At 70.8% G+C, this 1,426-nt stretch carries 1 protein-coding gene; it reads left to right on the top strand.

All coding sequences use genetic code 11. The annotated features are described in order from the left end of the window. Positions 1–2 precede the first annotated feature (2 nt). Positions 3–1,415 carry an NAD-dependent succinate-semialdehyde dehydrogenase gene (locus tag ACFUC1_RS20580; protein WP_379123180.1) on the top strand — a complete coding sequence of 471 codons (1,413 nt, stop codon included), beginning with the start codon at positions 3–5 and terminating at the stop codon, positions 1,413–1,415. Positions 1,416–1,426: the final 11 nt, after the last annotated feature.

Here is a 1,426-nt window from a genome sequence, read left to right on the forward strand (position 1 = left end):
TGTTGATCGGGGGGTCGTGGCGGGACTCCTCCGATGGGGCGACGATCGCGGTGGAGGACCCCTCGAGCGGGGCGACGATCACCCACGTGGCGGATGCGACCGTTGCCGACGGCAGGGCCGCGCTCGACGCCGCTGTGGCGGCGCAGGCGGGTTGGGCCGCGACGGCGCCGCGGGACCGGGGGGAGATCCTGCGGTCGGCGTTCGAGGCGATCACGGCGCGGGCGGAGGAGTTCGCGATGCTGATGACCCTGGAGATGGGCAAGACCCTGGCGGAGTCCAGGGGTGAGGTCACCTACGGGGCGGAGTTCTTCCGCTGGTTCAGCGAGGAAGCGGTGCGGATCAGTGGCCGGTGGTCGACGGCCCCGAACGGTGCGACGCGGTTGTTGACGATGAAGAAGCCGGTCGGGCCGACGTTGATGATCACGCCGTGGAACTTCCCGCTGGCGATGGGGACCCGCAAGATCGGCCCGGCCATCGCGGCGGGGTGCACGATGGTGGTCAAGCCGGCCAGCCAGACCCCGCTGACGATGCTGGCCCTGGCCCAGCTGCTGGCCGACTGCGGTCTGCCCGACGGGGTCCTGAACGTGGTCACGACCAGCCGCACCGGGGAGGTGATGGAGCCGATCATCCGCGACCCGCGGCTGCGCAAGCTCACCTTCACCGGGTCCACCGCCGTGGGCCGCTCGCTGGTGGAGCAGTCCGCGCAGCAGCTGCTGCGGGTGTCGATGGAGCTGGGTGGCAACGCCCCGTTCATCGTGTTCGAGGACGCCGACCTGGACCGGGCGGTCGAGGGCGCGATGCTGGCCAAGATGCGCAACATCGGCGAGGCGTGCACGGCCGCGAACCGGTTCTACGTCCACGAGGACGTCGTGGACGAGTTCGCCGGGAAGCTGGCGACGCGGATGGGTGCGTTGACGTTGGGCAAGGGCACCAAGAAGGGCGTGGACGTCGGCCCGCTGATCGACGGCAAGGCCCGCGACGGGGTCGCCGAGCTGGTCGAGCACGCCCGCGCCCAGGGCGCCACCATCGTCACCGGCGGCAAGGCCGTGCCCGGCCGCGGGTACTTCTACGAGCCGACCGTGATCACCGGGGTCGCCAAGGACGCCCGGATGATGACCGAGGAGATCTTCGGCCCGGTCGCCCCGATCGCCTCCTTCCGCACCGAGGCCGAGGCCATCGAGCTGGCCAACGACACCGAGTACGGGCTCGCGTCGTACGTGTTCACCACCGACCTGGGCCGGATGATCCGGGTGGCCGAGGGACTGCAGTACGGCATGATCGGCATCAACCAGGGCATCATCTCCAACCCCGCCGCCCCCTTCGGCGGGGTCAAGGCCTCCGGCTTCGGCCGCGAGGGCGGGTTCGAGGGCATCGAGGAGTACCTCGAGACCACCTACGTCGGCATCGCCCCCTAGCCCCCCGGCAG

The organism is Pedococcus sp. NPDC057267, assembly GCF_042668795.1.
Taxonomy (GTDB): Bacteria; Actinomycetota; Actinomycetes; order Actinomycetales; family Dermatophilaceae; genus Pedococcus.